The 24,018-nt window shown below is 60.8% G+C and carries 25 protein-coding genes; 13 read left to right on the forward strand and 12 right to left on the reverse strand.

Annotation, left to right across the window (positions count from 1 at the left end):
- Window positions 1-341: 341 nt before the first annotated feature.
- Together JQC81_RS25300 and JQC81_RS25305 are read right to left on the reverse strand one after the other, a co-directional pair.
- Complete coding sequence (locus JQC81_RS25300; RefSeq protein WP_246520653.1) at window positions 342-863, reverse strand: cupin domain-containing protein; 522 nt, start codon at window positions 861-863, stop codon at window positions 342-344.
- 80 nt (window positions 864-943) lie between these two features.
- Entirely contained in the window at window positions 944-1,405 is a 462-nt protein-coding gene (locus JQC81_RS25305) for a cupin domain-containing protein (protein ID WP_203274569.1), read from the reverse strand.
- Between the two features lie 95 nt (window positions 1,406-1,500).
- Here JQC81_RS25305 and JQC81_RS25310 point away from each other — a divergent pair, with 95 nt between their 5' ends.
- Together JQC81_RS25310 and JQC81_RS25315 are read left to right on the forward strand one after the other, a co-directional pair.
- The gene (locus JQC81_RS25310; RefSeq protein ID WP_203274570.1) at window positions 1,501-2,100 is read left to right on the forward strand and encodes a TetR/AcrR family transcriptional regulator; all 600 of its coding nucleotides are present in this window, start codon (window positions 1,501-1,503) and stop codon (window positions 2,098-2,100) included.
- An 84-nt stretch (window positions 2,101-2,184) separates the two neighbouring features.
- Window positions 2,185-3,009 carry a class I SAM-dependent methyltransferase gene (locus tag JQC81_RS25315; protein ID WP_203274571.1) on the forward strand — a complete coding sequence of 275 codons (825 nt, stop codon included), beginning with the start codon at window positions 2,185-2,187 and terminating at the stop codon, window positions 3,007-3,009.
- A 1,048-nt stretch (window positions 3,010-4,057) separates the two neighbouring features.
- On the opposite strand, the gene JQC81_RS25320 is transcribed toward JQC81_RS25315, so the two are convergent.
- A complete protein-coding gene (locus tag JQC81_RS25320; RefSeq protein WP_203274572.1) occupies window positions 4,058-4,267 on the reverse strand; it encodes a hypervirulence associated TUDOR domain-containing protein in 210 nt (69 codons plus the stop codon).
- A gap of 536 nt (window positions 4,268-4,803) precedes the next feature.
- Here JQC81_RS25320 and JQC81_RS25325 point away from each other — a divergent pair.
- The 5 genes from JQC81_RS25325 to JQC81_RS25345 all read left to right on the forward strand — a co-directional run bounded on the left by JQC81_RS25325 (window position 4,804) and on the right by JQC81_RS25345 (window position 8,861).
- On the forward strand, window positions 4,804-5,952 hold the full coding sequence (locus JQC81_RS25325; protein ID WP_203274573.1) for an extracellular solute-binding protein: 1,149 nt from the start codon (window positions 4,804-4,806) through the stop codon (window positions 5,950-5,952).
- A gap of 70 nt (window positions 5,953-6,022) precedes the next feature.
- Window positions 6,023-6,889 (forward strand): carbohydrate ABC transporter permease, encoded by an 867-nt coding sequence (locus JQC81_RS25330; RefSeq protein WP_203274574.1) that lies wholly within the window; start codon window positions 6,023-6,025, stop codon window positions 6,887-6,889.
- Entirely contained in the window at window positions 6,889-7,860 is a 972-nt protein-coding gene (locus JQC81_RS25335; RefSeq protein WP_203274575.1) for a carbohydrate ABC transporter permease, read from the forward strand. The genes JQC81_RS25330 and JQC81_RS25335 overlap by 1 nt, the downstream gene beginning before the upstream one ends.
- Window positions 7,861-7,894: 34 nt before the next feature.
- Window positions 7,895-8,197 carry a hypothetical protein gene (locus JQC81_RS25340; protein ID WP_203274576.1) on the forward strand — a complete coding sequence of 101 codons (303 nt, stop codon included), beginning with the start codon at window positions 7,895-7,897 and terminating at the stop codon, window positions 8,195-8,197.
- On the forward strand, window positions 8,190-8,861 hold the full coding sequence (locus tag JQC81_RS25345) for a polysaccharide deacetylase family protein (RefSeq protein WP_203274577.1): 672 nt from the start codon (window positions 8,190-8,192) through the stop codon (window positions 8,859-8,861). Before JQC81_RS25340 ends, JQC81_RS25345 begins: the two co-directional genes overlap by 8 nt.
- A 38-nt stretch (window positions 8,862-8,899) precedes the next feature.
- Here the strand turns inward: JQC81_RS25345 and JQC81_RS25350 are convergent, their stop codons facing one another.
- From JQC81_RS25350 to JQC81_RS25370, 5 genes are all read right to left on the reverse strand, one after another.
- On the reverse strand, window positions 8,900-9,262 hold the full coding sequence (locus JQC81_RS25350; RefSeq protein WP_203274578.1) for a hypothetical protein: 363 nt from the start codon (window positions 9,260-9,262) through the stop codon (window positions 8,900-8,902).
- Between the two features lie 102 nt (window positions 9,263-9,364).
- Window positions 9,365-10,867, reverse strand: coding sequence for a YcaO-like family protein (locus tag JQC81_RS25355; protein ID WP_203274579.1), 1,503 nt, complete (start codon window positions 10,865-10,867; stop codon window positions 9,365-9,367).
- Window positions 10,868-11,041: 174 nt separating this feature from the next.
- The gene (locus tag JQC81_RS25360; protein WP_203274580.1) at window positions 11,042-12,109 is read right to left on the reverse strand and encodes a spore photoproduct lyase family protein; all 1,068 of its coding nucleotides are present in this window, start codon (window positions 12,107-12,109) and stop codon (window positions 11,042-11,044) included.
- A 180-nt stretch (window positions 12,110-12,289) separates the two neighbouring features.
- The gene (uvsE, locus tag JQC81_RS25365; protein ID WP_203274581.1) at window positions 12,290-13,336 is read right to left on the reverse strand and encodes a UV DNA damage repair endonuclease UvsE; all 1,047 of its coding nucleotides are present in this window, start codon (window positions 13,334-13,336) and stop codon (window positions 12,290-12,292) included.
- Complete coding sequence (locus tag JQC81_RS25370) at window positions 13,333-14,391, reverse strand: DHH family phosphoesterase (protein ID WP_312887578.1); 1,059 nt, start codon at window positions 14,389-14,391, stop codon at window positions 13,333-13,335. Before JQC81_RS25370 ends, uvsE begins: the two co-directional genes overlap by 4 nt.
- A gap of 219 nt (window positions 14,392-14,610) precedes the next feature.
- On the opposite strand from JQC81_RS25370, the gene JQC81_RS25375 reads away from it, so the two are divergent.
- Together JQC81_RS25375 and JQC81_RS25380 are read left to right on the forward strand one after the other, a co-directional pair.
- On the forward strand, window positions 14,611-15,147 hold the full coding sequence (locus JQC81_RS25375; RefSeq protein WP_203274582.1) for a DUF2231 domain-containing protein: 537 nt from the start codon (window positions 14,611-14,613) through the stop codon (window positions 15,145-15,147).
- A gap of 48 nt (window positions 15,148-15,195) precedes the next feature.
- Window positions 15,196-15,852, forward strand: a complete 657-nt coding sequence (locus JQC81_RS25380) for a deoxynucleoside kinase (protein ID WP_203274583.1) — start codon at window positions 15,196-15,198, stop codon at window positions 15,850-15,852.
- Window positions 15,853-15,874: 22 nt separating this feature from the next.
- Here the strand turns inward: JQC81_RS25380 and JQC81_RS25385 are convergent, their stop codons facing one another.
- Complete coding sequence (locus JQC81_RS25385; protein ID WP_203274584.1) at window positions 15,875-16,885, reverse strand: SDR family oxidoreductase; 1,011 nt, start codon at window positions 16,883-16,885, stop codon at window positions 15,875-15,877.
- 240 nt (window positions 16,886-17,125) lie between these two features.
- Here JQC81_RS25385 and JQC81_RS25390 point away from each other — a divergent pair, with 240 nt between their 5' ends.
- Together JQC81_RS25390 and JQC81_RS25395 are read left to right on the forward strand one after the other, a co-directional pair.
- Entirely contained in the window at window positions 17,126-18,244 is a 1,119-nt protein-coding gene (locus JQC81_RS25390) for a spore photoproduct lyase family protein (protein WP_376772452.1), read from the forward strand.
- Between the two features lie 78 nt (window positions 18,245-18,322).
- Entirely contained in the window at window positions 18,323-18,832 is a 510-nt protein-coding gene (locus JQC81_RS25395) for a DUF892 family protein (protein ID WP_203274585.1), read from the forward strand.
- Window positions 18,833-18,918: 86 nt separating this feature from the next.
- Here JQC81_RS25395 and JQC81_RS25400 read toward each other — a convergent pair whose 3' ends face one another.
- Genes JQC81_RS25400 through JQC81_RS25410 form a run of 3 tightly spaced genes read right to left on the reverse strand, consistent with a single transcriptional unit; the run spans window position 18,919 to window position 21,896 of the window.
- Window positions 18,919-19,923, reverse strand: coding sequence for a cytochrome d ubiquinol oxidase subunit II (locus JQC81_RS25400; RefSeq protein WP_203274586.1), 1,005 nt, complete (start codon window positions 19,921-19,923; stop codon window positions 18,919-18,921).
- Window positions 19,924-19,935: 12 nt separating this feature from the next.
- Entirely contained in the window at window positions 19,936-21,309 is a 1,374-nt protein-coding gene (locus JQC81_RS25405; protein ID WP_203274587.1) for a cytochrome ubiquinol oxidase subunit I, read from the reverse strand.
- A gap of 5 nt (window positions 21,310-21,314) precedes the next feature.
- On the reverse strand, window positions 21,315-21,896 hold the full coding sequence (locus tag JQC81_RS25410) for a GbsR/MarR family transcriptional regulator (RefSeq protein ID WP_203274588.1): 582 nt from the start codon (window positions 21,894-21,896) through the stop codon (window positions 21,315-21,317).
- 252 nt (window positions 21,897-22,148) lie between these two features.
- Here JQC81_RS25410 and JQC81_RS25415 point away from each other — a divergent pair, with 252 nt between their 5' ends.
- Together JQC81_RS25415 and JQC81_RS25420 are read left to right on the forward strand one after the other, a co-directional pair.
- The gene (locus tag JQC81_RS25415; protein ID WP_203274589.1) at window positions 22,149-22,847 is read left to right on the forward strand and encodes an IS6 family transposase; all 699 of its coding nucleotides are present in this window, start codon (window positions 22,149-22,151) and stop codon (window positions 22,845-22,847) included.
- A 776-nt stretch (window positions 22,848-23,623) separates the two neighbouring features.
- Entirely contained in the window at window positions 23,624-23,917 is a 294-nt protein-coding gene (locus tag JQC81_RS25420; protein ID WP_203274590.1) for a hypothetical protein, read from the forward strand.
- The last annotated feature ends 101 nt before the right edge of the window (window positions 23,918-24,018 follow it).

Genomic DNA, 24,018 nt, shown 5'->3' on the forward strand with positions numbered 1-24,018 from the left:
AGCCCCGGTACCTGACCCACTGGCCGCAGCGGCATAGTCCCGCTGGACACGGAGGAGGCCGTGGTCTGTTCCAGCGCCTTTTCGGCTGCTCCGGGCATGCTCTATGAGCTGTGAGAGGACGCCGCTCGCTTTTAACCCATCAGACCATCACCAACAGTAACTTCATCTCATGAGGTGAACACTGGTGAGAAATGAACGTCTTCAGAAACAGTGTCGTTTCAGGACGGGGCAACACAGTGCAAAGGCAAGCAACAGGAAACCGGTCTCTCCGTCACCAGCTCCGCCAATCTACCTTTGGCGGTAGATTTATCCTGACAGCCCACCTAGGTGGAGCGATTTGCTCAGCCCAGTGGCTCTCCTGGAAAGCGCAGGCCGAAGCGTTCGACAAGCACAGGAACACTCTCGGGCTTCATCTCAAGACTGTAGCGCTCACATAAGCTAGATAACGTAAGCGGCTCAGCCTGGGTGACACCACCCAGGCTGACTAGCTCGCGGAAGAACTCCTCGAACCCAGCCGGGGAGATGATCTCCAGGATGCGGGCGGGCTCATCGCCGGCATTCCAGAACGTATGCCATTGATTGCGTGGCTTGAAGATCAGATCGCCAGGTTTGCCGATGAGGACCTCGTCTCCCAGCAGCGCGCCCACCTGCCCCTCCAGCACGAAGCTATACTCGTCCTCGCGAAGGTGCCGGTGCAGGGGAGCGGCCAATGCTCGTGCGGACATAGGGTGCTCGACCATGGAAAACCGCTGGCCCGCCTCCTGTCCGTCGATCATGAACCGCACGCCGATACTGCCTAAGAACCCGGCCATGCCATCGTGTGGGCCGACAACTATCGCCTTCGTTGCTCCCATGGCTTCCATGGTCGCCTCCATCAAAGTTACGGAGCACGTGCAGGATACCTACTCCAAGCGCTGCAAGGCAGAAGCGGTTATCCTTCTTGCTAAGCGGAAAGCAGAAACTCCAAACCGTTCCTCTTGCCGATCTCCAGGACACGAGGAATGTTTGGCGCACCAGATGGCGGCGGAAGTTCGCGGGTGCCGGGCGGCATGGGGTCTCCTGCCTCACTGAAGAAGCCATCGTGTGCCTTGCCTGGCGAGTTGATGATCAAAAGGCGCCCGGGCGTCTGGCCCACATTCTTGAAGGCATGAACGGCCCCATTGGGCACCTTTACGAAGCTGCCGCTGGAAGCGGGGATCGTCTCCCCGTTGATCATGAACTCAAAGGTGCCGTCGAGCACATAGAAAGCCTCGTCGTCGGAGGGGTGCCGGTTCGGAGGGGCTCCGGCCCCAGGAGCGGTCAGGGCCTCCACGAGGCAGTATGCCCCGCCGGTATCTGGGCTGCGGGCGTGGAACTGCAGCAGGTTGCCGAGGAGATGATAGGTGTCGGTCTGGGGAGTGGTCATGGTGGTCCTTCCGGTTTCAGAACGGGACAACTCTTGCTCAACTCACGGGACAACGGTATCATAATGAGATGCTTGTCTCAAGAGGGTTATTCCCGTTGCGTCTCGATACCGGACGAACCAACCAGAAAAGCCGTACCCGGCAGGCGCTCCTGGAAGCGGCTCGCCGGGTGATGGAGCGTGGTGAACCCGTGACCGTACTGGCAGCAGCCAACGAAGCCGGCATCTCGAAAGCTACCGCCTACCGCTACTTCTCCGCCTCGGAAGCCCTGGTTCTTGAGGCTGCCCTTGATGCGAAAGTCCTCTCACCCGAGGAGATCGTCGGGGATGCTCAGGACGTGCGGGAGCGGGTGCTTCGTGTGCAGCGCTACCTGTTCACGCTCACCCGCGAATCCGAGGCCACGTTTCGTCTCTTTCTGGCGCGGGTTCTTGATGCCTCCGTCGCGAAGGGAGGGCAGGCCAGCCGAGAGATACGGGGCGGACGCCGCCTGCCGATGTACGAGCACGCGCTTGCGCCTGTGCGCTCAAAGATGAAGCGGAAGGAGTTTGAATTTCTTGTTTTCTCGCTCTCTGCGGCGTCAGGGATGGAAAGCTATCTGGCCTTGAAGGACGTGTGCCGGGTGGACGACAAGATGGCGGACAGGATTGCGGCATCCACCATCGAGGCGATCTTAGACAAGCTCCTGCCGCAGGCATGAGGCCGCACCGCTCCGGCTATGCTCCCAGGAGCAGCAGGAGTATCCTAGGGCAGGTTCAACTCTGTGCTGAGGGAGGACCAATCGATGGCAGAGGCATCCCGCCACGATGCTTGGCAGGCCGGAGATAGTTATGAGGCCTATATGGGGCGATGGAGCCGCCAGGTTGCTCCGCAATTTCTCAATTGGCTTGCCGCACCCGCCAATTTGGATTGGCTGGAGGTTGGTTGCGGGACCGGTGCATTGTCCGCCGCAATTGTTGCGCAATGCAGGCCGAGGAGTCTTATTGCCATAGACCCATCCGAAGGCTTCATCGCCAAAGCCAAAGCCAAAGCCAAAGCCAAAGCCAACGTTTCAGATGAATGCGCCGAGTTTCGGGTCGGGGACGCACAATCCCTTGCATTGGAGGACGCCAGCCAGGATATGGTCGTGTCCGCGCTGGTCCTGAACTTCATTCCCGACAAGCAGAAGGCTCTGGCCGAGATGAAGCGGGTTGCTCGTCCAGGGGCAATCGTTGGCTTTTACGTGTGGGATTATCCTGGTGGAGGCATTGAGTTCATGCGTGCCTTCTGGAATGCCGCAACGGCTCTGGACCCCAAAGCTCTGGACCTCACCGAGGGCAGGCGCTTTCCCTTCTGCACGGGCGATCAGCTAACCGCTATGGCAGAGGAAGCAGGTATGGCTTCCGTGGAGTGCAGGATGATTGAGGTCGCGACGGTGTTTGCCGATTTCGAGGACTACTGGCGTCCATTCACTCTGGGGACAAGGCCGGCGCCTGGCTACTGCACCAGCCTTGATCCCGGGGCCCAACAGCGCCTGAAGGTGAGGCTTCAGGACACCCTTCCTCGCCAAGCGGATGGGTCGATCCATCTCAAGGCCAGGGCATGGGCGATCAAGGCGCTGGTTCCTTAGCAGCATCGAACTGTGTTAGATCCCGCTTAGACGGCGGGTTATGCTTCCATGGAGGTGCTCTGCGGCAGTCTGCCGCCGGGGATCCGCCAAACTGGAAGAGGCTTGTGGGGGTTGCCTCAACCGAGCGCAGCCTCCTGAAAGGAGCCTACCCATGCACCAGGTCAAGCCGGAGCCGCCGCAAGCCCCTCGTTACCAGCCTAATGGACCGTCAAAACCCTCCCAGATGGAGGATTTTCGCGAGATGGCACAACCCGAGCAGGGCAGCCGTGCTCAACCTGTGCGCGGGCTGCCGAGCGCCGCCGCGCTTGCTTTACACCCTCGGGCAGACTTGAGATCTCCTCAAGAAAACGCTGCACTCTGAGGAAGCCCGTCAGGTCTGCCACCGCAAAGCGCCGGCCGGAGCTGAGCAGAAAGTCCTGTGTGATTTCCCCCTCATGCTCGCTGAGCATCCGACCTGGTGCGCCGATGATCTTGAGGGCAATCCCCCGTGGTGTGTGGATGGTGTCAGCCAGAAGCTCCCCGGGCTCGGTGGAGAGACGAGCAACCAGGGGGTAAGTGCATGGCACGGCAAAGAGCCCCTGCGCGAAGGGCTCTGGCAAGTCGCCGAGAACCGTAAATGTCCCCTTTAGCAGGCCATGGCTTTTGCCATGCGAGGGACGAACCGCATGTTCGTATCGTTTGGCGAGGGTTTGGCTCACCCGGGCAAGCGAGGCAGTGATCTCCTGGATGGTGTGGTCCTCATCAGGTGGGGTCGTTCTACGTTGTCGTCGTACGCGGGATAGCGCGGTGTGGGTTGAGCGGTCACATTATTCCCAATCGAGGGATCAGACGCTACCAAGAAGCCAAAAGTAGCGTGCCTGCAAGGCATGTAAGTCACGGTGTGTCGCCCAGGCGAACGTCGAGCACAGGTCCGGTGAGAGGAAGAGATAGCCCCGAGATCCGTTGACGAGCTGACGTTGAAAGAGCACGCACAACTTCCATAAGTTCATCAGCCGCGTGGGCATCCCGCTCCAGCGTAGCGCGCCTGGCAGCATGAGTGAAAAGGCGCTTACGCTTTTTTGAGTTCACCAGGTTTGTGGGCTGCAGTCTTTCCCGATTTGTCGCTCTTTACAATGTACTCGGGGTTGTCCTTTGAGGCTGCAACCTTGTGACCTTTGATCTGCGTTGGGGTAGTCTGCTTCTTGATTACCTTACCGGTGCTGTGACCACCCGAGGAGTCCCAAGACACCTTGTCGCCGGCTTTGAGTGACTTCGCCATGGTAGGCTCCTCGTGATGGCCTGTTCTCATGCAGCAACTCAGGTCTGATCGCCCTGTTCCACAGAGTGTCACCCTGACGCGGCTGGCTCGTGTTCAAGCCATGCAATCATGCAGCCTCACGCGGGTAGGTTCTCTGGTGTGAGTTCCTTCAACTGCCCTATGCACTTAGCGTGCTGGCTTGGAGATCCCTCCTCAAAGACCAATCGCAGCTGATATGTAGGTACTTCGAAATGATAGTATCCAAGACGCACAAGGCTAAGAGGCGTCATGTGCATGCTTTTACAAGCCCTAACGTTAGAAATCGCTTGGTTCGTTGCCCATTGGTTGCTTAGCCTGCTTGCCCTAACTGCTTGTTGCTGGATCCGCGGCTCATCGCGCTCAAGGGGGTCTCCATGTCACCTGCCCCAGTCAGACTTTCGCTGAAAGTGGCCCTTCGTCTGCTGGCTACTAGTGGCTTGGCTGTTGCCGGTCTTAGTGAGCCAGTCTGGGCACAACAAAAAACGATCACGGTCGCAACACACTATACTGACGAGCAGATGCGGCCCCTGACAGCCTGCTTCCGGCGCTATGAGGCCGAGAACCCCAACATCAGGATTGTTCATCAACAGGCGACCTTCCGGGACTTCCTGCAAACGATCCTGACTTCACGCATCGGCGGCCGTTCGCCCGATATCTACAACGTCTACAGCATATGGGGGGTCCAGCTCGTCTCGAACGGCGTCCTCGCCGAACCGCCGGCCGACATCGTCGATTTCGTCCGGCGCGAGTACGAAGCCCGCACCGTCGATGCGGCGACCGTCGACGGCAAGATCTGGGGTGTTCCGGCTGAGGTCAGCACCTATCTGCTCGTTTATAACAAGAACCTCCTCAAGCAGGCAGGTTACGATGCGCCCCCGAAGACGTGGGACGAGCTTGCCGAAATGGCGGCCAGGATCTCGAAAGCGGATGCTCAGGGCAAGCTCACGGTGGCCGGCTATGCGTTTGGTCCCACCCCAGCCAATGCGGTTCACCCTTTCCGCACACTGCTGTTTTCGCGGGGGCGTTCGCTGTTCACCGATGACTTACGTTCAACAAACCTGACGACACCGGAAGCCGTGGAGATCGTCGCCAAGCAGGCCGAGATGTTCCGCAAAAACGTCACGAACTCATCCATCCAGGTGCGTGATTTCCCGAGCGGTTCGGTCGGCATGATGATCACAGCCAATTGGTTCAAGGATACGCTCCGCCAGGGGCTGGGTGACAAGTTTGAAAGCACGGCGGGGGTCGCCCCGATCCCGGGGGGAGACGATTGGCGCACTTATCAGTACTCCTTCTACTACGGGGTTGATGCGCGTAGCCCTTCCAAGCCGGAGGCCTGGCGCTTGGTACGCTGGCTCAACACACCACCCGAGCCGGGCAAGCGCTCATGCGTCGGCGACATGCTGATGATTATGGGAGGGCTCACTGCCAACAAGGCTGACATCGCGGCGTCGCAGGCCGAGGTGAACGACCCCTTCACACGACCCTACATGGAGGCGATCAGCTCGGGCCGGGCAATCTCGGAAAAGAACGTGCCGCAAGCCTCCGAGATCGAGGTCACCATCCGTGGTGCCATCGAGGAGGCGTGGCTTGGGCGCCAGGACCCGCAGAAAGCCCTCAGTGCCGCCAATGCGCAGATCGAGTCGATCCTGCGGGAGGCGCGGTGAATGCAGTAGGCCGGTGCCGTGGGAGCCTTGTTGACCTGTGTCGCCGCTCAGCCTCAACCCCGCAAAAATGTTGACCCAGAAGACGGCGCCGTATCTGTTTCTGGTGCCTGTGCTTTTGTTCGGTCTTGTCTTCTTCGCCTTGCCGCTGGCTGCCTCTCTCTACCTGAGCTTCACCAGCTGGAACTCCCTTGTGGCCCCTCGGTGGATCGGGTCGGCGAACTACGAGCACCTTTTCACACGCGACCCCCTGTTCCTGAAAACCCTCCTTAACACCCTTGTCTTCACGGTTGGCGTGGTCGGCATCGGCGTGCCAGCCTCGCTTCTTCTCGCCGGTGTCTTCTCGCGGAGCCGATACCAGGCGCTGTGGCGCTCGATCTACTCCCTGCCCATGGTCACCAACGTCGTCGCAGTCGGCTTCATCTGGTGGTTTGTCCTGGCGGACCCATGGGGCGTTCTGAACCGTTTTTTGGCGCTCATCGGGATTGCCGGGCCGGCGTGGCTCAACGATCCGTCAACGGCCATGATCGCGGTTGTGATGGTGTTTGTCTGGATGCACCTTGGCCAGAACATGCTGCTGTTCTCCGCCGGACTGGGGGCCATTGACGAGTCCCTGCATGAGGCGGCGCGGATTGACGGCGCGGGCGAAGCCCGGATCTTCTGGAGCATCACCCTGCCGCTGCTGCGACCCACTATCCTGTTTGTGCTCATCACCAGCGTCATCACCGCCATCAGCTATTTCGCCTTGATCCTTGTGCTGACGGAGGGCGGGCCCGTGAACAGCACGAATGTCACTGCACTCTACATCTATGGCATGGCCTTCACAGACTTGCGCCTGGGCCGCGCATCAGCGGCGGCTTACGTACTGCTCGTCGTCATCTTCCTCGTCTCTCTCCTCCAACTGCGTGTCCTGCGGCGCGGCGGTGTGGAGGCCTACTGATGAGGATGCTCTCGCACGAAACCAAAGCCGCTCGGACAGACCTGCCCAAGCCCACGGATGCAACGAATGCAGGGGCAACAACGGCGCATCCTCGAGGGGTGCGCAAGTGGGCGGTCTGGACGTTCAAATACGGCATCCTGAGCCTCGGCGCCGTGATTATGATCCTGCCGTTTGCGGATATGCTGATCGGTGCGCTGCGCACGCCAGCCGAACGATTAGCCCGGCCTCCTGTCTACTGGCCCACAATCCCGCAATGGCACAACTTCATCCGGGCATTCACCGATCTGCCCATGCTCGCTTGGCTCACGAACAGCGTTATCGTGACAGGATCCATTACGGCGGTGCAACTAGCTACCAGCGCGCTTGCGGGCTTCGCGCTCGCCAAGTACCGCTTCCGGGGCCGGAACCTGATCTTGCGCTTTGTTCTGGTCGCGCAGATCTTTCCGTTCTTCCTTTTCATCATCCCGATGTTCTTTATCCTGCGCTATTGGCCGTTTGCGGGTGGCAATGACTGGCTGGGCCAAGGGGGAACAGGCCTGCTCGACAGCTATCTTGCCCTGATCCTACCCTTTGCGGTGTCCTGGTACGGCGTTTTCCTGATGCGCCAGTTCATGATGACGGTGCCGGATGAGCTTCTGGATGCCGCCCGGATCGATGGTGCCAGCGAGTTCGGGCTGTTCTGGCGCATAGCCCTGCCGCTGGTGCGTCCTGGCATGGTGACACTCGGACTCCTGGTCTGGATCTATCACTGGAATGAGGTGATCTGGACCATGACGGTCACCCGGGCAGCCCCCGAACTCCAGACCGTGACCGTGGGGATCCAGCTTCTGCGCAGCGAGTTTTTTGACGAACGCAACCAGTCGCTGCAGCAGGCGGCCCTTGCCGTGTCCGTTATCCCGGTCATCGTGCTGTTTTTGTGCCTGCAGCGCTTCTACGTTCGGGGCCTCAGCATGGGCAGTTTGAAGGGGTGAGCCCACGATGCGATGGCAGATCCCAGAGGCAGTAATGACCGATGACTCGGATTGCAGCGACCTCCACACGGCTCTCACCCTCCTGTCTGACCGGAACTACGGCGAGGAGGGCATCCCGATGATGCTGGTGTTGGAGAATGTGTCCGGTGCTGTTGCCGGAGTGGACCCATCGGCGAGCTGTCTCGGGCCATCGCTCCGCGAAGCTGCGAAGGGAGTTGGTCCCCGCGAAAGCGGGCACGGCTCTGTCGACATGGCGCGCTTGATCGAGTGGGTTGCGGATCGTGCGTTCGGTCCGGCTGCGCTCGCTCAGGCTGGCGATGAGGCGCGTGATGCTTGACGTTGAGGCAGTCGCAGCGGCTTTCGAGGCAGGAGCCGTCATTCGCACGGTCAACTTCCATCTCACGCCGGAACGGCGGAGAGCGGAGTACGAACGGCAGTTCGCCCTGTACGCCCGGCACTTCGATCCGGTCACTGCCGAGGATCTCGACCAGGTGATGGCGACCGGCCAATGGCATAAATCCAAGCCAGGTTTGATCCTCGCCTTCTATAACGGGTACCGCAACAACTTTCACGTGGCACGGCCGCTTCTTGACCGGCACGGACTGGTGGGCTGGTTTTTCGTGGTGACAGGGTTTGTGAATGCGGCCGATCAGTGGAGTTTCGCTGCGGATCACAATATCACCCGCGGGACCGATGAAGTACCAGGCGGTCGGATCGCCTTGTCGTGGGACGAGATTGCCGCCTTGGATCAATCCCATGTTGTCGCGAGCCACACGCGAACCCATAGCCGCGCGACTGTTGACCGGAAAAGGCTTTGGGAGGAAGCCTGCGGATCACAGGATGATTTCAAGCATCGGTTGGGGCACCCTGTCCGCGCCATCGCCTGGAACGGAGGCGCAGCCTATGGCGAACACCCGGAGGCTGATCAGGCTGTTGATGCAGCAGGCTTCCAGTTTGTTGTATCCAACCTACGGATTCAGCGTCTGCGAGACTGGACTTGATCACGTATGTGCGGTGGCTGCACCGGGATCTTTCCAGGTTATGGGCTAACCATTGAGATTCCACTCAAGAGAACGATACCCACAAGGACGATGAAGCTGACAAACACTGTCGGGAAGCCATCCCGCCTGTGGTGGGCGATGCCTGTCCTGAGACCGCTTCTCCATCGGTGAAAGGTCTCCTGACGCCGGGCCCAGGCAAGCTGTGCCGGGGTCAAGGGCGTCCCGGAGGCCTCCTCGCACGTGCCCAGCATGGCCATGCCAGGATCAAACACCTCCGTCTTGTCGCCGCTTGCCCCACTATCGATATCGGCCTTGAGCATGGCGGCAGTCGGGGCATCCGAGTCCGGCGGCTGGTCGATGGGATTGATCGTGTGGGTCGGAGGGATGTCGGATTTTGTCATGGATTGATCCTGACAGGGTGGAGCGAGCAGGGCCGCGGGCTCCCACACGCAAGTGATGTCCGACAACCCAGCTGTTCTAGGACGGTTCCGAAGCTCAGTGCCTCAGATACCCAGAACCTCCGCAACGTGGTGAGCCTCGGGCTCGCGGTAGAGCGGGTAAAGAGGGCCGACCATCCGATCCACGGCGGCGGTGTCGAGGAGGGGCTGGCGACCGCCCAGACGGTCAAGGGCCTCAGGCGTCAGGCGAACAGGCTGAAGTTCATTCGTTGGCTCGCCAAACCGGATCAGGGGACTGTCACGTTCGAGGAGCTTGCGCGTGTTTCGCTCCCCGATGCGGTAGTAGCTCATCGTTTCCACCTCCAGCCCCGGAACGATGACCTTCACAACTGCAACGGACCGGTCACGAGGGGAACAGTCGACGTACAGCACGTCAAAGCCTGCCGCCTCCAGATGATTTCGGGCGACGCGCCCGCGCGCGCGGGTATCAACGCAAAGGTTTGCAGGCAGCTCCCCAAAGCTCTTGAGACCTTTGTTCGAGAAGACAGTGCTCCGAAGGGTATCCTTGAGCTGGGATGAACTCATCCGAGCCCATTCGAGCATTTCGGTTAAAGCCCGGTTCTCGGCGTTCTCCAGGCTTGGGCCAGCGGTCTGCAGAAAGGCCTCGATATAGCCCGGCGGGGCCACGCGTTCAGCTACAACACGCGGGCCATGCGAGTATGCCTTGCGCACACGCGATGAGCAGAATTCCAGCAGCGCCTTGCGAAGCGCACGCTCCCGGTCCGGGTCGCAGGCCTCTCCGCAGGCCGACAGCATGATCGGCACGGGTGGTTCGTACCCGTCGCGCTCGAAGCCGACAACGTAGAGGTTGGCGAGACCGAACTCATCCGTTGCGTACTTCGCCTGAACCTCAATGCCGAGATCATCGAGATGGCTAAGGAGCGCTCGGGTCTCAGGCTCAAGGTCTGGCGGCAGGTCCAGAAGAATGCCCTGGTCGAGAGCGCGGAAGAGGAGGCCGTTGCCATCCCGCTGAAGACATTCCAGCAATCCGTGACCAAGCGCCCAGTCAATATCGGGGCCGGCACCGAGGCCATTGGTGATCAGGGTTGTAAAGGGCTGGTAGCCTGGCGGCAGCTCGAAGTAGTCCAAAGCACCCACATCCATGGGCACAAGGACCGATTCGCCCGTCCGCGCCCGGACGGCCTTGATCCAGGCCAGTGGTGTGTCCCGGTCAACGGGGCTGCCTGCGGGCAGACACAAAGTCAGAGGGTCGGTGATGCAAGCCTTACCGACCTTACGGATTAGATCGTTGTAAGACCCCATCCAGTGGGGCTCGCCGACAAGCCGCAATGTTGGACAGATCATCTCCGCCATTTCGGCAATGGCGCCGATCAGTGCCTCTCCGTCCGTGGTACCGTACCCGTAGCCCGAGGGCATGGCGCCGGGAAGATCCGCAGCATTGTCGAGGAACAGCGCGACTTCCCAGACTGCGACGCCCGTCTGGTCAAGAGAAGTAAGGGGGAAGGCGGTATACCGCCCCTTTGGTAATGCCTCGGCATAGCGCCGAGCTGCGTCAGGAAGATCATCGGGAAGACCAAGGATGGGCATGAGGGCTCATGTGATTGGGTGGCACGTGTCCTCTGAGTAAGCTATTGCCCACCCGAACAGAGGAGTTAGTGCGCCGGTCTCCGCCGTAAAGATACATTTGGTCCTAAAGCCGCCTCTGTGGGCCTTGCCTCAGTCCAGCGGCTTTCGCTTCATGCACCTGGGTCACATCTGCCCTTAGAATGCATAACGAACCCCGCAGTAGGGGAGCTTGTTCGCCAACAGATCCTGAAAGCGCGTAAGCCACTTCTGCTTCCAAGCTACCTTGTAGCGCAGGTTCAGCATGCCGCCCTCGGAGCGCTTCACCTGCTGCAGGTCAGGACGCCACAGGTACTCCTCGGCCTTCGAATGCCAGCGCAGGTTCACCTCGTGCAGTTGCTCATTGTGCGTGAGGAAGATGATCTCGGCGCGCAACTGCTCCTTGGCCTCAGGCGAGAGGGTATCGTCGATCTGCTCGAACAGGGGGTGATAGTCCTGCTCCCAGCCCTCATAGACGATCACAGGCGAGAAGTTCAGGTGAACCTCGTAGCCGGCCCGCACGAAGTCGTTCACCGCTGCGATGCGCTCGGCGATGGGGGAGGTACGTACATCGACAACCTTGGCGATCTTCTCCGGCATCAGCGAGAAGCGGATGCGGGTCTTGCCTTGCGGGTCATACGAGAGAAGGTCGCGATTCACGAACTTGGTCGCAAACGAGCCCTTGGCCTTCGGCAGACGCCGGAACAAGTCAACCAGATCACGGACATTGTCACAGATCGATGCATCGACCGAGAGATCGCCGTTCTCGCCGATGTCGTAGACCCATTGCTGCGGATCGATCTGGTCGGGGGCGGGCAGGGCACCCTGCCGCCCCGCATGCCGCTCGATGGCCGCGCAGGCCTCGCCGATGTTGACGAAGATGGAGATCGGGTTGGCGTAGCCCTTGCGGCGCGGGACGTAGCAGTACGCGCAGGCCATGGCGCAGCCATTCGACGTCGAGGGGGCAATGAAGTGTGCGCTGCGGCCGTTCGGACGCATCGTGAGGCCCTTCTTCACGCCCAGCACGAGACTGCTGCGCTTGATCCTGAGCCAATCCTCGGCATTGCCCTCGTTGCCGTGCAGGGATGGGATCTTCCAGTGCGACTCAACGTAGGTGCGTTCAGCCTGCGGGTACTTGGCCAGGATCTCCTGGCCGCGCGCATAGGTCTCTGCCGCCGGCTCAAGATAGATCCGCTCAATGTCGATCAGTTGCTTCGGGAGCGCCATGTGGGTTCCAGCAACCCGCATCTTCGATGCGCCGTGCGCCACAAGAAGCGGATTCGTTTGGGTAGGTTCAGAACCTTATATGGCCATTCGCACCTGAATATTCAGCTTTCTACGGGCCTGCATCGCACGAAAAGAAACGAAGAATAGGTCCTATGATCGAAGGTTCGTCTTTATGGAGGATCACGCGCCGGCATCGGGCTCGGTTTGAAGCAACGCGGCCTCCTCCTGCTCCAGGAGAGGCGCTTGGAATGCGCTCAGACCAAAGCGCGCCGCCACATCGGGAGCGTAGCGTAGCAGATCGGGCCGCAACCGGATGAGCGCCAAATCCTTCACCTTGGCCTCAAGCATCACGTCAAACTCAAGGCCCTCCACCGTGCGCATGAAAGTGATGAACTCGAACGGATTGCAGAAATCCGCATGGCCGGTCCACACGGGGGCGACGTTCACCATCGTGCTCTTCCGGGTCGCCCGGTCCGTGCGCTTGACCTGGCGGAGTTCGGTGCGGGGTGACGAGAAGTGGATCTTGGGTTGCTCGTCCTGGGGCCAAGTCCTGAGAATGGCCTCGACCGTCGGGCGCAGCTCCAGCCCTTCCGGGTTCAGGCACCAGAAGTGCTGATGGTCGAAGACCAGCCTCACCCCCGTGTGCTCGTGGATCCAGAGCACGTCGGCTGCACTGAAGCGGATGTCGTCATGCTCCAGAACAAGCCGCCGGCGGACCGGCTCGGGAAGGGTCTTCCAGGTCTCCACCCAGCGCGCGGCACTGGCCTGCCGGTCGCCATAGGTGCCGCCCACATGAATCACCAGCACTGCTTCCGGGCCGAGCTCCATGAGGTCGAGCATCTCGGCCTGGGACAGGAGATCCCAAATCCCTTTCTCCACCAGCTTCGGGTCGGGGCTGTTCAGCACCACGAACTGCGAAGGATGGAAGGAAAGACGGACGTCCAGGCGCTTGGCTTTTGCCCCGAACGCCTGCAACTCGGCGGCGCTGTCCCGTACCATGCCGTGGAACTGCGGCATGTCCGGATGTGTAGCGTACGGCGCGATGTCCGACGACATCCGGTACATCCGGATCTGGTGCCGGTCCAGGTAGTCGAGAATCGCGTCGAGGTATTCGAGCGAGACCTTCAGATGCGGATTGCTGCCCGAGCGCCGGGCATCGTTGCTCTTGAGGTCGGGTTGGCCCATGATCTTGACCGGGAAGCCGAGGCGGGCAGGCCGGGCGCTCATGGTTGCACCATCAGGTCGGATCCGAAGCCGAGCTTCTCGACGAACATGTTCCAGGACTCGGGGCGCAGCGCACCGCCTGTCGCCTGCCTGTGACCGCTGCCGTAGTTCTGGTCGGCCCCTGGCGGGGCGTTGTCCCTGAGAAAACCGATGAGATCCAGATCAAGCGCTGTGCGGGCGGCAAAGTGGATCCAACCCGGCCGGTAGCCCGTGTTGACCGCAAGAACGATGTTGTTCCTGAGGCGACCGCGCCAGGCTTGTGCCACCAGCGGATGGATCTGGCACGGCGAGTGGAAGCAGATCAGCGCCACGTTGCCCTTCACCTTTGGAGGCACACGCTTGGCCATTTCCAACTCCTGCTTGACCTCCTCACGAGCCTCTCGGAGCAGAGCCGTCTCCGGGTGCTCGCCGGAGAGGAGCTCCTTAGGGCCACCAGCTTTCATGAGGAGGTCAAGAGCCGGCTTTGCGTCTCCGCTGGCACTGCGTCGCGGCGCATTGAGCAGCGCGGTTGCTTCCCGCAGCACCGTGATGCCGTAGCGCTTGCGCGCGTCTTCCATTTCCGCGAAGCCCGCTTTCTCGGCCATGTCGCCGATGATGCCAAGCGCAGCGATCCAGAGCAGATCGTCAACCTCGGCCAATGCGGCGGCGCACCAGTAGGCCAGCAGGCTGGATGTGGGCACCGGGTCGATGTGGAAGCCCGAGATCACGGTTGCCGATCCCGGAGTGCCTGTAGGCACGTGATGGTCGATCACCACCGTCTCGGCTCCCGCCAGGATCTCGCCCTCGCGCACTCCCAGATCGGTGACGATCAAGCCGCCGACTGCAGCGTCGGACAACTCCGTGCGCATTTCGTCCGACCAAGGGTTCTCGCCCCGCCCCAAGATCCGAACCCGATGGGGGCAAGCCTGCTGAGCGAGCACCCGCGCCAGGAGGGCGCTGGCCGAGAGGCCGTCCGCATCGTTGTGCCCGAGGATCAGCACCGGGGCATCAAACCTGAACCTGTCCATGACCGTGCGGAAGGTTTGCTGAACAACGGGGATCGGGTTTTCGGCAGTCACGGCATCTCACCTGCAAAGGGACATCCACTCCAACGAGCAGTGTGGGCCAGAGTTCGTTCCCATTGAGATCGCCTCTGCCTTGGCCTCAAACTCAAACCGGCAGGCCTGTTCCTGTGTTCGCGCTGTGCGTTCCTGGTGAGCCCCCATTGTGTCCTGGGGGGCTCCGGAACATCCAGCTCAGGCGCGGATTGGTAATGCGGCGAGTCCTGGAGACCTCCCATGGGTACCTATCACCGGCACGGCGTTGAGAGCACGGCCGCCGTCTTTCGTCACCCAATCCATCCGATGCTGATCCCTTTCCCGATAGCATCCCTAATCGGCGCTCTGGTGACCGACATAGCGTTCCGAGCCACCAGCAACGTGTTCTGGGCTGATGTGTCGTTCTGGCTGCTTCTGGCCGGCGTTGTCACAGGCGCAGTTGCAGCCATCCCTGGCATGATTGACTTCTCCACCATCGACCGGGTGCGCAGCCTCACAAGCGCTTGGGTCCATGCCGGCGGCAATGTCGTTGCCCTGACCCTTGCCATCATCAACCTGAGCCTGCGCTGGAGTGATCCGGTGGCAGGGGCGCAGGGCTGGGGCTTGGCTCTATCATTGGTCACAGTTGCCTTGCTGGGGGTGACGGGCTGGCTGGGCGGTGAGCTGTCCTACCGGCATAGGATTGGCGCCATCAACGACGAGAGCGGGGTCGCCGACAATCACAGTGTAGAGGTTGCACGGGCTGAGAAACCGCGGGTTGCGAACGAAACCCGCTGACCATTCCCAAGCTTCTACGTACATTTGGTCCGTGGCTGAGGTTGCTCCATGAAGCGATTTGAAATCGTCGGCGGCATCGGTGCCGGCAAGACAACACTTGCCCGTGTTCTGGCTGAGGCTTGGAGCTCGCACGTGGTGCACGAGGACGTGCTCAACGTCCCCTTCTTCAGCAAGTTCTACGCGGCTCCTCAGATCTACGGTTTTGAGAAGAACATCAGCTTTCTTCTCTCGCATGCCGATCTCATCCGGGATGCCGCAGGCAAGAGCGAGGACTTGATTGTCTGTGACTTCGCCCTCTTCCAGGATTTGTCCTACACCGACATCGGCTGCTCGCCGGCGGATGCAGATGCCGTAGAGTCCGTCTATCGCCGCCTCGTGGACCGTGTTGGTCATCCTGCGCTTGTGGTTCACCTGCGATGCACGCCCGACACCCAGCTGCGACGGATAGCGCGCCGCGGCAGGAGCCAGGAGACAGGCGTTGGACGTGCCTATCTCGTTGATCTATGTACAGCCATCGACCGGCGGCTGGAACAGCTGCGATCAGAGGCTCCCGGCCTGAAAGTGGTCGAGGTTGATACGGATGAGGTCGACTACGCCACAAATCCTGCGGCAGCCCATGTACTGGCAGGGGAGTTCATTGCTTCCCTGGGAACTGCGGCCCCGATGCTCCCTGGCCGTGCAGGCGCAGCCGGAAGGCAGGCCTGAGCATTTCCTGCCGATTGCTGTGTTACCGGCGTGCTCTGCTTACCGCAGCAAGCCCAAGCGCCAAGCCGCCGAGGATCGCCGCTGTCGCGGCCGGATGCATCTGAACCTGCAGGTAAGGACTGTTCTTGAGAACCACGGGATATCCCAGGCTGCTGCGCTCGGCTCCATCCTCTCGGGGGCGATAAAGATTGTCCCGGCGCGTGGGGATCCCCGGGTTTCTAGTTTCTTGGGCCCAGTACCCGACAGCCTCCATCAGCCGGTCGGTCAAGCGCGGGAACAGTCTGCCCATCAGCGGAGCCATCTTGCCGCCAAAGCCGACGGTCAGTTCGCGCCGGGGGTGTTCGCAGGCAAAGAGGATCGCCTTTGCGACGAGGTTAGGGGAGTAGACCGGAGGCGGAACTTGGACGCCAGTCCTGAGATAGTTGCGGGCATGCTCGGGAAAGGGCGTGTCGATGGAGCTCGGCTTGATGTGGGTGATGGAGACAGGCGCGCCTTCCCGTTCAAGCTCCATCCGCAGCCCAGTCGTGAAGGCCCGGACCGCGTGCTTGGTTGCGCAGTAGGGGCCCTGAAGAACAACGGTGCGCTCGCCCAGCACACTGCCGATGTTAATGATGGCTCCACCCCGTCGGCGCAGATGCCTGGCGGCTTCGAGTGAGCCGTACACCACGCCCCAGTAGTTGACGTCGAAGACCCGGCGATGATCCTCGATGGTCACCTTGTCCAGTTCGCCGGCTGTGCCCACAGAGGCATTATTCACCCAGCTGTCAAAGCCGCCGAAGCGCTCGACCGCAGTTCGGGTGATCCGCTCATGGTCCTCCTGGCGGCTGACGTCAGCGGCAACAAAGTCGACGCGGGCTCCGTCCGCCCGCAGCTCAGCTGTGATGCGGCGCAATGTATCCTCGTTGCGGGCGACGAGCAGCACACCGGCTCCCGCTCTCGCAGCCATCCGCGCCGTGACTAGGCCGATGCCGCTGGACGCGCCGGTGATCACGACTACCTGCTGGTGGAGAGGCTTCAAATCGGGATTACTCATCGCCTGCCTGCCAGGATCACATGGAAGATGATCCCCAACGCGCGGCGAACACTTCAGTTCAGCATGTGACACATCGGCTTTGCCTTCCCTCATTGCTTACAATCGGCTGCTCCAAAACCCACATAAGAAGTCAGCAAAGCGGGCGGCTCAAGCCGCCATCAGCCTGAGTTGTGAAGGCCGCATCCATCCCAAAGTACCCGAGTCCGCTGACCAGCGGACTTCCATCAGAGGCATGTTGTCGTGTTAACCGATCTTGTGAGGGCTGCCGCACAAAGTCCTGAACCACGAGCCGACCAGTCGTCACCCAAGCTCTGGCGTCCCAGGCGCGTGCTCGTTACTCCGGCCGCGCTGGAATGGGAACACGGGCGGGCCATTCTGGAGCGGGCCGCCGCTCTAGGATCCGAGATTGTGGAGCTCAAGAGCAATCGCCTGACCGGTCTCTCCGGCGAGAATGACCGGAAGGCCTACGTCAACGCCAAGACAACCCTTGCCGTTGTGGTTGCGCCTCCCAGCAAGCGCCGCCTGCAGCCGATCCCACCCAGCGCGGACTGGCGCGTGGATCTTGCAGAGGGTTGCCCGGCTCACTGTCAGTACTGCTATCTCGCAGGCTCACTCTCGGGCCCTCCAGTGACGAGGGTCTATGCCAATCTGCCGGAAATCCTTGGGGGCTTGTCCGAGTACATTGGAAGGGGTGGCGTAACTTCCGTTTCTGAGGAAAGAGCGCACGAGGGCACAACCTTTGAGGCGTCCTGCTACACGGATCCTCTCGGTATTGAGCACTTAACCGGCTCCTTGGCGGAGACGATTGCGCATTTCGGCTCTTGGAAGGCGCCTGTGCAGCTGCGCTTCACGACGAAGTACGATGCGGTCCAGCCCCTGCTTACTCTCTCTCATCAACGCCACACCCGGATCCGCTTCTCGGTCAACGCCCAACCGGTGGCACGTTTCGAGGGCGGCACGGCACCTGTTGCAGCCCGCCTTCGTGCCCTGCGTCAGGTGGCTCTCGCAGGGTATCCGGTGGGGCTGACGATTGCTCCCATCATGCCGGTGGAAGGCTGGCAAGAGGCTTACAGTGCCCTTCTGCAGGAGGCGGCTCAGCAGATTGCCGACATTCCGGATCTGGACCTGACGGTGGAGCTGATCACGCATCGTTTCACGCCGGGGTCAAAGAACGTGCTGACCGGGTGGTATCCCGGCTCCGACCTCGATATGGACGAGGCAACGCGGGCGCGTAAGACGACCAAGTTCAATACGGTCAAGTATGTGTACACGCCCGATGTCATGAAGGAGATGCGCGCCTTCTTTGAAGAAGCAATTAGCAAATACCTTCCTGCAGCCCAGGTCCTGTACTGGACCTGACCCGAGGTCTACCGGGGCGGCTGGAACCTGGCGGAAGACTGTCTGTTACTGTTGACGAACTCTTGGAGGAGCACGTTCATGGCCACAGACGCCCGCTCGATCTATGTCACAGCATTGCGCAACACCCATGCGATGGAGCATCAAGGCCTGCAGCAGATGGAGGTTCAGGTCTCACGCCTGGAGCGATATCCGGACTACGCGGCGCTCCTTCAGCGACATATCGAAACCACACGCCAGCAGCTGGCTCGCCTCGAACAGGCTCTTCAATCCGCAGGCGAGAGCATCTCGTCAATCAAGGAGACTGTCACCACGGTGGCCGGCACCGTTGGCGCGACCGTGCATGGGCTGTTTCAGGACGAGACCCTCAAAAACCTCTATGCGGGCTACGCGTATCAGTATGAGCAGATCGGGGCCTACCGGTCCCTGATTGCCATCGCGGAAGCTGCCGGCGAGACGGCGCATATCTCGGCATTCCAGCAGTCGGTGCGGGAGGAGGAACAGGCGGCCCAGGAGGTTGCCGCGATCATCGAGCCCGTCACCCGCCGCTATGTGGAACTGACCACCAGCGGGGATAAGGCCGACCGCTGAGCGACCTACTTCCCTTCGATCCTAGATGCCAGTCGTGTCGCCGCCCAAAGGGCGGCGACACGCATTCTACTTTCTGGCGGCCAGCCTTAGTAGTAGCGCAGATCCGTCGCCTTGCCCCAGAAGATGCGATAAGCGAAGGCCGAGTAGGCGGCGATAATCGGCAGGACCACCAAGGCCCCCACAAAGATGATCATCAGCGACTCGGGCGCAGCGGCAGCCTGCCAGACCGTCAGCTTGTCCGGCACGATGTACGGGAAGAAGCTATAGGCCAAGCCGTGGAAGCCTAGCATGAAGATGCCAACAGCTCCGGTGAAGGGCAGCCAGCAGAAGCGGTCCGTCCGCGTCGGCAGGTGCCGCAGCACGATGCTGAGCCCCACGAAGAGGCCTGCGGTCACAAGTGGAACAGGAGCAAGGAGAACGAAGTTCGGCAGGCTCAGCCACTTGTCCCAGATGCGTTCCGATACAAGCGGCGTGACGATGGACACCGCCACCATGCCGATCCCCGACAGGAGGAGGGTGCCGCGAGCCCATGCTACAGCCCGACGCTGCAGGACGCCTTCCGTTTTGATGATGAGCCATGTCGCTCCGATGAAGGCGTAGCCTGCCACAAGGCAAAGGGCTGTCAGCAGGGCGAACGACACGTTAGCGGCGGTGCGCTCGAAGCCCACGATATAGAGCCCAAGCATGTAGCCCTGCATGAGGGCAGCCAACGTGGAGCCCGCCACGAAGGCGCGGTCCCACCAGACCTTGTGATCCACAGCCGACTTGGCCCTGAACTCGAAGGCGACGCCGCGCAGGATGAGCCCGAGCAGCAGGCCAGCGACCGGGAGGTAAAGCTCTCCCAGAATCGCGCCGTGAGCCTGCGGAAACGCGACAAGGAGCAGGCCGACGGCGAGCACGAGCCAGGTTTCGTTGGCGTCCCAGAACGGGCCAATCGAGGCGATCATCCGGTCACGGTGCTCTCCTTGTACGGTGCCGCTGAGAATGCCCACGCCAAGATCATAGCCGTCGAGTACCACGTAGAGAAGGACGGACAAGCCCATAAGTCCCGCAAAGGCCACGGGCAGCCAGGTGGCAGAGGTGAGATCCATTATGGTGTTCCTTTACAGAGCCGCCGCCACGGCGTCGCCTGCAGCTGTGGCGCCGCCGGCCCGGACGGGCTCTGCGGGGCTGTGGTGGACCGGCACGGCAGACTTGCGCGCAAGGTAGAAGATCGTCGCAATGTAGGCGGCCAAGAGGCCGGCATAGACGAGCAGGTAGCCGATCAGCGTCGAGGCGATCATGGGAGCTGCGACGTTGGACGCAGCCTGCTTTGCAGTGAGGATGCCTGTCACGAGCCAGGGCTGACGGCCGATCTCGGTGACATACCAGCCGGACAGGGTGGCGATCCAGCCGGCGAAGGTCATCGCGACCAGCACGCGGGCCACATGATGGTGAACCTCGCCGCTGCGGCGCAACTGCCATGCGGCAAGCCAGGACACTGCAAACATGAGGAGACCGATGCCCACCATGATCCGGAACGCGAAGAACACAGGTGCAACGGGCGGACGGTGATCGAAGCTGTTGATGCCCTTCACCTCACCCTGCCAATCGTGCGTCAGGTAGAACGAGGCAATGTTCGGGATCGCAATCTCGAACCGGTTGGACTTCGTTGCCTCGTCCGGCAGGCCGAAGACCACCATGGGTGCGCCCTTGCGAGTCTCCCAGATGCCCTCCATAGCGGCGATCTTGGCCGGCTGGTGCTCCAGCGTGTTAAGGCCATGCATGTCGCCGATGAAGATCTGGATCGGAATCAGGGCCGCAGCCAGGAAGACGCCTGTACGAAGCCCCGCTATGACGCCCGGCGAGCGGTCGCGGCGCAGCCAGCGGAAGGCGGAAACGCCGGCCACGAGGAAAGCCGCGGTGAGGCCGGAGGCAAGCAGCATGTGCGTCAGGCGGTAAGGCATGGATGGGTTGAACACGATGGCCCACCAGTCGGTCGCATGAGCCACCCCGTCGCGCATCTCGAACCCGGCCGGCGTCTGCATCCACGAGTTCAGGACCAGGATCCAGAAGGCCGAGATGGTAGTGCCAACGGCAACGAGAACCGTCGCGAGTGTGTGGACTCGGTTCGAGACCCGGTTCCAGCCGAACAGCATGATGCCAAGGAAGCCCGCCTCCAGGAAGAAGGCCGTCAGGATCTCGTAGGCCAGCAGCGGGCCAGCGATGTTGCCGACCGTGTTCATGAACCCCGGCCAGTTGGTGCCGAACTGGAACGACATGGTGATGCCGGACACCACGCCGAGCGCAAAGCTGAGGGCGAAGATCTTCACCCAGAACTTGTAGGCGTCCATCCAGGCGGCATCACCGGTGCGGTTGAAGCGCAGCTTGAAGAAGAGCAGCACCCAGCCGAGCGCAATGGTGATCGTTGGAAAGAGGATGTGGAAGGAGATGTTCGCGGCAAACTGGATGCGCGCGAGAAGGAGAGGGTCGTCCATGATGTCTACTTGTCCTTGCCGCTGCCGCCGCGCTTCTTGGAGCCTGATGTCAAGAACAGGCGGTCCTTGACGTCCAGGATCTTCTGGACCTTCGTGCCGAGTTTCAGGAGCTGCACGAGGCGCTCCGTCTCAAGGCGCTGCATCTCGGCGTACCAGTCGGTGAGCAGTTCGAAGAGGTCATGCATGTCCCGCATCCGGGTCTGTGCATGGCGCTCCTCGGCGCTCGCCGGCTCCTGCATAAGCACCTCGCGCAGGAGGGTCAGGGTTGGGTCAATCTCCCGCTTCTTGCGCTCCTCGACCAGAGTGCGAACGATCTGCCAGATGTCGTCGGGCGTGGAGAAGTAGTCCCGCCGGTCCCCGGGCCTGTGCTGGAGGCGCACCAGGTTCCAGGCTTGGAGTTCCTTCAGGCCCATGCTCACGTTGGAGCGCGAGACGCCAAGCCTCTCAACGATGTCCTCGGCGTTCAGAGGTTCGCTGGAGAGGAAGAGCAGGGCGTAGATCTGCCCGACGGTCCGATTGATGCCCCAGCGCGACCCCATCTCGCCGAAGTGCAGCACAAAGGTTTGGATGAGAGGTGGAAGGTTCATGTCAGTTTCGTAATTTCAGTATTTTCTGAAATATCGGGTATCAAGCCTTCGGTAACAAGGGGCAGGATGCCGCGGCTGAGCAAGTCTGCTCCCGTATGGAAATCGAAACCAACGACCAAACCGGCACTCGGAAAACCTCATAACATGCGGTTCCGCAGGGAGTTCGCTCGGCCCAGTACTGCTTATGGAACTGTCGCAAACCGTTCAGTAACTGAGTTCGGTCTACGCCTCCGGGAAGCTCCGGAGGTATCGATGTTCAAAGGCCGCCATTTCGATCGCTCAGTGATCCTGCTGTGTGTCCGGTGGTATCTCGCTTACAGCCTGAGCCTCCGGAACCTGGAAGAGATGACGGCCGAGCGCGGCATCTCCGTCGATTACGCGACCGTGCATCGCTGGATTGTACGGTATTCACCCGAGTTGCTGGAGCGGTTCAATCGCCGAAAGCGAGCTGTCACCAGGAGGTGGCACGTGGATGAGACATATATTAAGGTGCGCGGGCGTTGGGCGTATCTCTACCGCGCCATCGATAGCGATGGTGACACGGTCGAGTTCTGGCTCAGCGAACGACGCAATCTAGCAGCGGCCAAGCGGTTCCTGCGCAAGGCGCTCAGTCACCATGCTCGGCCTGAGCGGATTGTCATCGACGGCAGTCGGACGAACAGAGAGGCCATTCTAGCTTGCGATATGACAAGTCGGCTCCGAAATCGATCAAGACGCGAGCTGAAACCAATCCAGAACCAGGAAAGTGCCTACCTCAATAATCGCATTGAGCAGGACCATCGCGCCGTCAAGCGGCGCATTCGACCGATGCTCGGGTTCAAGTCGATGGCGTCCGCTCGGACGATCTTGAGCGGCATCGAGATGGTTCACATGATGCGCAAGGGACAGGCGGAGTATGCCTGCAATTCGAACCTCTCACTTGCAGAGCAGTTCGCTCGGCTCGCTGCCTGAATCCGCAATCACTCGATCACTCCTTTCGCATCTCCGCTCCGAGTTTGCGACACAACCGTTCTACGAGGATATCCGGACCAAGCGCCTCGCGGCCGTAGAGCCGGATCTCGTTTCGCACCTCCCGGGTGTCTCCGATGAGACGCTAGCCGTTTGGCAGGCCGAGGCCCGCCGCGTCGATGCGCCGGCTCAAACCAACCTTCTCGACTTTCTCCTCGAAAACTGAACCTGCACCTGGATAATCCCGACGTGTCAGCGATCAAGGTAAGAGGAAGCGGTTGGTAGATGCGGCCTCCCTCTTAGTGTCTTTAGACTTTAGTCGCATTGGAGGCATTCTCATATTGCATGACTAAAGAAGCAAATCGAGGTTGCATTGCAGCAGAGGAATAATACATTGGCTATAGTGCAGCGCACAAGAGATAGGGTTGATTGCTATGTTGGTTGCTATTCTGAAGAGTGTTGGGACGAACGTTTGGAATGCCTTAGTCCGGGTTGGTGAGGCCCGTGCTGCTCGCGTTTTGGCTAGTGTTAAGCGAGGCATTTACATCGACTGAGGTCCTATCGAGGGATCTGGGCGATTGCCCAAACAAAACCCGCCTTATGGCGGGTTTTCTCATTTCTGGGGTCTTATATTCAGTAGCCGACCACTTGAAGGATCTCACGGCACCTTCGGGTGCCGTTCTCATTCAACGGGTCTTCTTTCCTAAACGCCCTTCGTGTATACTCAGCGATGACTTTGGTCAGCCTGTTGTCGACTGCGTACAACCAGGGAGGCCTCCATGGCCGCAAGAAAGCAGACCGCCCGATCTGAAGGCAAGGTTACCACTCCCAGATCCCGGCGGGTTAAGACCCTCCCAAGTGGACCCGGCACCACCATTCACTATGAGGGCGATAAACTTGCCGTGGTGGTCTTCAACAAGAAGCCAAGTGGGGGCGGGATCGAGCGGCCCACCATCACTGTCTGTAAATGCACCGCGACAAAATACGAATGCACGCTTACTGAAAGCGGCAACACCATCTGCAAGGAGGTGTGTACCGCGTGGGACTGCCAGGAAATAAAAGTGGCGCAATGAGTGCCGGTCCCAGTTAAGCTTCTCTCGCGATCCCCGGATCGCGGGCGCACCGATATTCGTAACGTACTGCTGTCCGGCGCCGGCGGTGATTGAGATGAAAC

Origin of the sequence: Microvirga arabica (genome assembly GCF_016811235.1) — a bacterium.
Taxonomy (GTDB): Bacteria; Pseudomonadota; Alphaproteobacteria; order Rhizobiales; family Beijerinckiaceae; genus Microvirga; species Microvirga arabica.

Bases quoted from the DNA above. Each gene is read 5' to 3' on its own strand.
- JQC81_RS25300 (WP_246520653.1), bottom strand. From the start codon at position 863: ATGGAAGCCATGGGAGCAACGAAGGCGATAGTTGTCGGCCCACACGAT.
- JQC81_RS25305 (WP_203274569.1), bottom strand. From the start codon at position 1,405: ATGACCACTCCCCAGACCGACACCTATCATCTCCTCGGCAACCTGCTG.
- JQC81_RS25315 (WP_203274571.1), top strand. From the start codon at position 2,185: ATGGCAGAGGCATCCCGCCACGATGCTTGGCAGGCCGGAGATAGTTAT.
- JQC81_RS25320 (WP_203274572.1), bottom strand. From the start codon at position 4,267: ATGGCGAAGTCACTCAAAGCCGGCGACAAGGTGTCTTGGGACTCCTCG.
- JQC81_RS25325 (WP_203274573.1), top strand. From the start codon at position 4,804: ATGCGGCCCCTGACAGCCTGCTTCCGGCGCTATGAGGCCGAGAACCCC.
- JQC81_RS25335 (WP_203274575.1), top strand. From the start codon at position 6,889: ATGAGGATGCTCTCGCACGAAACCAAAGCCGCTCGGACAGACCTGCCC.
- JQC81_RS25340 (WP_203274576.1), top strand. From the start codon at position 7,895: ATGACCGATGACTCGGATTGCAGCGACCTCCACACGGCTCTCACCCTC.
- JQC81_RS25345 (WP_203274577.1), top strand. From the start codon at position 8,190: ATGCTTGACGTTGAGGCAGTCGCAGCGGCTTTCGAGGCAGGAGCCGTC.
- JQC81_RS25350 (WP_203274578.1), bottom strand. From the start codon at position 9,262: ATGACAAAATCCGACATCCCTCCGACCCACACGATCAATCCCATCGAC.
- JQC81_RS25355 (WP_203274579.1), bottom strand. From the start codon at position 10,867: ATGCCCATCCTTGGTCTTCCCGATGATCTTCCTGACGCAGCTCGGCGC.
- JQC81_RS25360 (WP_203274580.1), bottom strand. From the start codon at position 12,109: ATGGCGCTCCCGAAGCAACTGATCGACATTGAGCGGATCTATCTTGAG.
- uvsE (WP_203274581.1), bottom strand. From the start codon at position 13,336: ATGAGCGCCCGGCCTGCCCGCCTCGGCTTCCCGGTCAAGATCATGGGC.
- JQC81_RS25375 (WP_203274582.1), top strand. From the start codon at position 14,611: ATGGGTACCTATCACCGGCACGGCGTTGAGAGCACGGCCGCCGTCTTT.
- JQC81_RS25380 (WP_203274583.1), top strand. From the start codon at position 15,196: ATGAAGCGATTTGAAATCGTCGGCGGCATCGGTGCCGGCAAGACAACA.
- JQC81_RS25385 (WP_203274584.1), bottom strand. From the start codon at position 16,885: ATGAGTAATCCCGATTTGAAGCCTCTCCACCAGCAGGTAGTCGTGATC.
- JQC81_RS25395 (WP_203274585.1), top strand. From the start codon at position 18,323: ATGGCCACAGACGCCCGCTCGATCTATGTCACAGCATTGCGCAACACC.
- JQC81_RS25400 (WP_203274586.1), bottom strand. From the start codon at position 19,923: ATGGATCTCACCTCTGCCACCTGGCTGCCCGTGGCCTTTGCGGGACTT.
- JQC81_RS25405 (WP_203274587.1), bottom strand. From the start codon at position 21,309: ATGGACGACCCTCTCCTTCTCGCGCGCATCCAGTTTGCCGCGAACATC.
- JQC81_RS25410 (WP_203274588.1), bottom strand. From the start codon at position 21,896: ATGAACCTTCCACCTCTCATCCAAACCTTTGTGCTGCACTTCGGCGAG.
- JQC81_RS25415 (WP_203274589.1), top strand. From the start codon at position 22,149: ATGTTCAAAGGCCGCCATTTCGATCGCTCAGTGATCCTGCTGTGTGTC.
- JQC81_RS25420 (WP_203274590.1), top strand. From the start codon at position 23,624: ATGGCCGCAAGAAAGCAGACCGCCCGATCTGAAGGCAAGGTTACCACT.